This is a genomic window from Bradyrhizobium sp. Leo170, from assembly GCF_004296405.1.
Taxonomy (GTDB): domain Bacteria; phylum Pseudomonadota; class Alphaproteobacteria; order Rhizobiales; family Xanthobacteraceae; genus Bradyrhizobium.
On record NZ_PSRR01000494.1, the window covers coordinates 1 to 4,516 of the forward strand.

Below are 4,516 nucleotides of genomic sequence, written 5' to 3' on the forward strand. Positions count from 1 at the left end.
CGCCGGCCGCCGAGACCAAGCCGCAGGGTCGTCGCCCCCTCAAGGTCGCCAATGGCGGCGGTTTCGCCTTCGCGCTGGATGAAGACGGGGACGACCGCGACGCTGATTTTCAGCGCTGAGGACCGAAGCGTTAGTTGGTGCGTAGCAGACCGGATTGTTTGCAATCCGACCGACAATTCGAGCATCTCTCTTGGGGACTGAAATGAGACTTACCGTCAAAGCAAAGCTGGCCGGCGCCTTTGGCCTTGTCATCCTGTTATCCATGGTCGCGGGCGCGGTGGGCTACATGAAGCTCAGCGACATGGTCGGCACGGCCGAGAGTCTCGTTTCGCGGGCCGGACGCATGGACAAGGCCGCCGAGCTCGAAAAGGGCATCCTGCTTCAGGTGCGGGCCGAGAAGAACTCCATCATCGCCTCGGACAAGAACTATGATCAGTTCATTGCGGACTTGGCGAAGATTCGCGAGACGCTGCTCAAGACCAAGGACGAAATCTATGCCGGCGCGACCGACAGAGGCAAGAAGCTGATCGATGCCTTTTCGGCCGCCTATGTCAAACTGAATGCCTATCAGGACGAGACGGTCCGCCTCGCAAAGGTCGACAAGGCGGCGGCGACTGATCGTTCGATGAATGACGGTCGCAAGGTGGTGGCCGACGCGCTCGAAGCCGCAAACGCCTACATCTCGCTTGTCAAGTCGGCGATGGCCGAGCAGGCCGAACAGGCAAGGCAGGACGGGGCGCGCGCGGAGATGCTGTTGGTCATCCTGGTGATCGCCTCGCTCGTGTTCGCGGTGGTGGCGGCGACCTGGATCGCACTCAACATCAGCCGCGGGCTCAGCCGTGCCGTAAACCTCGCCGATGCGGTCGCGATCGGCGATCTCAGCCAGAAGATCGACGTTGCCAGCAACGATGAGATCGGCGATCTCGTCAAGTCGCTGAATGCGATGACCGTGAACCTGAACGGAACGGCGGCCGTCGCCAACGAGATCGCGCAGGGCAATCTCACCGTCGACGCCAAGCGCCTGTCGGACAAGGATACGCTCGGCATGGCTCTGGAGCGCATGGTCGAGAAGCTCCGCACGATCGTCGCGGAAGCGCTGACCGCGGCGCAGAACGTCTCGGCCGGCAGCCAGGAGCTCTCGGCCAGCGCCGAACAGCTCTCGCAAGGGGCGACCGAGCAGGCCTCCTCGGCCGAAGAAGCCTCCTCCTCGATGGAGGAAATGGCCGCCAACGTGAAGCAGAACGCCGAGAACGCCAACCAGACCGAGAAGATCGCAGGGCAGTCGGCCAAGGATGCCGAAGCCAGCGGCGCCGCAGTCGGCCGCGCCGTCGAGGCAATGCAGACGATCGCGGAAAAGATCACCATCGTGCAGGAGATCGCGCGCCAGACCGACCTGCTCGCCCTGAACGCCGCGGTCGAAGCGGCGCGTGCTGGGGAGCACGGCAAGGGCTTTGCGGTGGTCGCCTCCGAAGTGCGCAAGCTCGCCGAGCGCAGCCAGGCGGCCGCGGCCGAAATCGGCACGCTGTCGGGAGAGAGCGTGAAGGTCGCACAGGAAGCGGGCGGCATGCTGGCCAAGCTGGTGCCTGATATCAAGAGGACGGCGGAGCTTGTGGAGGAGATCACGGCGGCCTGCCGCGAGCAGGATGTCGGCTCGGCGCAGATCAACCAGGCGATCCAGCAGCTCGACAAGGTCGGCCAGCAGAACGCCAGCGCATCCGAACAGGTCTCCTCAACGTCGGAAGAACTGGCCTCCCAGGCCGAACAGTTGCAGTCGACGATCGCCTATTTCCGTATCGACCAGGCAAAGGACAAGCCCGCGGCTGCGATGCCAATCGACCGGGCCGTCGGCCAGCTCCGCGCGAAAGCCGCGAGCATGGCGGCCGCCGACCGCAACGCCAAGAAGCCCGCCGCCAAGCCGGCGCGTGCGCTCAAGGCTGCTGCCGGCGGCGGCTTCGCCTTCGCGATGGAAGACGGCGATGACGATCGCGACGCGGATTTTCAGCGCTAGAGCATGATCCGGAAAAGTGGGAACCGGTTTTCCGAAAAGATCATGCTCAGAAATAGGCGGGGCCCGGCCTTCGAGGCAAGTCCCCGCGATCTCTGACTGGAAGGACGCAACATGGCCGGCACGGCTCAATATCTGACGCTCGGTCTCGCCGGGGAGACCTTCGGCATCAGCATCTGCAACGTCCGCGAAATCCTCGACATGCGGCCGATTTCGCGTCTGCCGCACGCGCCGCATTTCATGCTCGGCATGATCGACGTGCGCGGCAGCGGCTATCCGATTGTCGACCTCCGGCTGAAGCTCGATCTGCCGAGCGTGCCGGCGACGGAGGCGACGCGCATCATCATCCTGGACGTGCCGATGAACGACCGCCTAGTCGGCGTCGGCTTCGTGGCGGACTGCGTGTTCGAGGTCACCGACATCGACGAGGACTCGATCGGTCCCGTCCCCTCGGTCGGCGGACGCTGGCAATCCGACTACATCGCGGGCATCGGGCGCAAGGGAGAAAAGTTCGTCATCATCTTCGATCTCGCACGACTGATGGCCGATGCGGACGTGTCCGCCGACGAGGCCCGGGTCGACGCCGCAGCCTAGACTTGCGAAATCGGCGATGCTGGGGGCCGGGCTACATCTATCCGATCGTCAATTCCGCACGATCGCTGAATTGATCGAGGGGCAGGTCGGCATCAAGCTGCCTGCCGGCAAGCGCCTGATGCTGGAAGGGCGGCTGCACAAGCGCGTCCGCGCGCTCAACTATCCCGGGCTCAACGAATATGTCGAGCATCTGTTCGACAATGGCTTGCCCGACAACGAGCTCACCCATCTGATCGATGTGGTCACGACCAACAAGACGGATTTCTTCCGCGAGCCGGCGCATTTCACCTTCTTGAAGGAGGTCGCGGTGCCGGCGCTCCTGAAGGCGCGCGGCCGTGGATCGCACGGGTTGAAGATATGGAGCGCGGCCTGCTCGACCGGCATGGAAGCCTATACGACCGCGATGGTTCTCGACGACATGACGAGGTCCGGCACCAGGTTCCAGTTTCGTGTCCTCGGAACAGATATCTCGACCGCGGTCCTGCGGCTTGCCAAGGCCGCGATCTACACGCGCGACGTCGTCGCGCCGGTCCCTTCCGAATTCGTGAAGCGCTACTTCCTGTCGTCGAGGGACCGGTCGAGCAACGAAGTCCGCGTGGTGCCGGAATTGCGGCGACTGACGAATTTCATGCGGATGAATTTGATGGATTCCAGCTATCCGGTGGACCGCGACGTCGACATCATCTTTTGCCGGAACGTCCTGATCTATTTCGACAGGCAGACGCAGCGCAAGGTCGTCGATCAGCTTTGCGCCCATCTGCGGCCGGGAGGCTATCTGCTGGTGGGGCATTCCGAATCGATGATCCACAACACGGTGCCGACGTTGAAGCAGGTTCAGCCGACGATCTTTAGAGTCTAGAGCATGATCCGGAAAAGTGGGAACCGGTTTTCCGAAAAGATCATGCTCAAAGAAAAGAGAGCAACGTGGAGCGCACGGCAATGCCCAGGCAGAAACTTCGCGTGCTGATCGTGGACGATTCGGCGTCGGTGCGCCAAATTCTCACGACCATCCTGAGCGAGGATCCGGATATCGAGGTGATGGCGACCGCGTCCGATCCGTTCGCCGCGGCACGGCGGCTGCAGAACGAACTGCCCGACGTGATCATCCTCGACATCGAGATGCCGCGCATGGACGGAATCACGTTCCTGCGCAAGATCATGGCACAGCGCCCGATCCCGGTGATCATCTGCTCCTCGCTCACCGAGGAGGGCTCCGATCAGATGTTCGAAGCGTTCGAGGCCGGCGCGGTCGATATCGTTCCCAAGCCGCGGATCGATACCCGGCAGGCGCTGCTGGAATGCTCGACCCGGCTGCGCGAAGCGGTGAAGTCGGCGGCGCGTGCGCGCGTGCGCCCACGCCAGCAACGGCGCGTCATCGAGAAGAAGCTGACCGCGGATGCCATCATCCCGCCGCCGATCCAGGGGCGTTCGCGGCCGACCACCGAGCGCATCGTCTGTATCGGCGTCTCGACCGGCGGCACCGAGGCGCTGCTCGACGTGCTGGAGGCGCTGCCGCCGACTTGTCCCGGGATACTGATCGTTCAGCACATGCCGCAGGGCTTCACCGCGGCATTCGCGCGGCGTCTCAACGCCGCCTGTCAGATCACGGTGAAAGAGGCCGAGGATGGCGAGCCGGTGCAGCCGGGCTGCGCCTATATCGCGCCCGGCGCCCGCCATATGCTGCTGCAGCGCTCCGGCCTGCGTTACGGCATCGCCATCAAGGACGGCCCGCCGGTGTCGCGGCATCGGCCTTCGGCCGACGTCCTGTTCCGTTCGGCGGCCCAATATGCCGGGCGCAATGCGCTCGGGATCATCATGACGGGAATGGGCGACGACGGCGCGCGGGGCCTTTTGGAGATGCGCAAGCTTGGTGCTGCGACGCGCGCGCAGGACGAAGAGAGCTGCGTGGTGTTCGGC

General features: G+C 63.9%; 4 protein-coding genes. All 4 read left to right on the forward strand.

The genetic code is table 11. The features are described 5' to 3' along the window. Positions 1–202: 202 nt before the first annotated feature. Entirely contained in the window at positions 203–2,008 is a 1,806-nt protein-coding gene (locus CWO89_RS41130; protein ID WP_130583960.1) for a methyl-accepting chemotaxis protein, read from the forward strand. Positions 2,009–2,119: 111 nt separating this feature from the next. Continuing rightward, positions 2,120–2,599 carry a chemotaxis protein CheW gene (locus CWO89_RS41135; RefSeq protein WP_130583961.1) on the forward strand — a complete coding sequence of 160 codons (480 nt, stop codon included), beginning with the start codon at positions 2,120–2,122 and terminating at the stop codon, positions 2,597–2,599. Between the two features lie 16 nt (positions 2,600–2,615). Then, positions 2,616–3,458 carry a CheR family methyltransferase gene (locus tag CWO89_RS41140; protein ID WP_130583962.1) on the forward strand — a complete coding sequence of 281 codons (843 nt, stop codon included), beginning with the start codon at positions 2,616–2,618 and terminating at the stop codon, positions 3,456–3,458. Positions 3,459–3,538: 80 nt separating this feature from the next. Further along, positions 3,539–4,516: protein-glutamate methylesterase/protein-glutamine glutaminase (locus CWO89_RS41145; RefSeq protein WP_130583963.1), on the forward strand; the 978-nt coding region annotated here is incomplete at its 3' end.

Excerpts from the sequence above, each read along its gene's own strand:
- CWO89_RS41130 (WP_130583960.1), top strand. The coding sequence starts at position 203 with ATGAGACTTACCGTCAAAGCAAAGCTGGCCGGCGCCTTTGGCCTTGTC.
- CWO89_RS41135 (WP_130583961.1), top strand. The coding sequence starts at position 2,120 with ATGGCCGGCACGGCTCAATATCTGACGCTCGGTCTCGCCGGGGAGACC.
- CWO89_RS41140 (WP_130583962.1), top strand. The coding sequence starts at position 2,616 with ATGCTGGGGGCCGGGCTACATCTATCCGATCGTCAATTCCGCACGATC.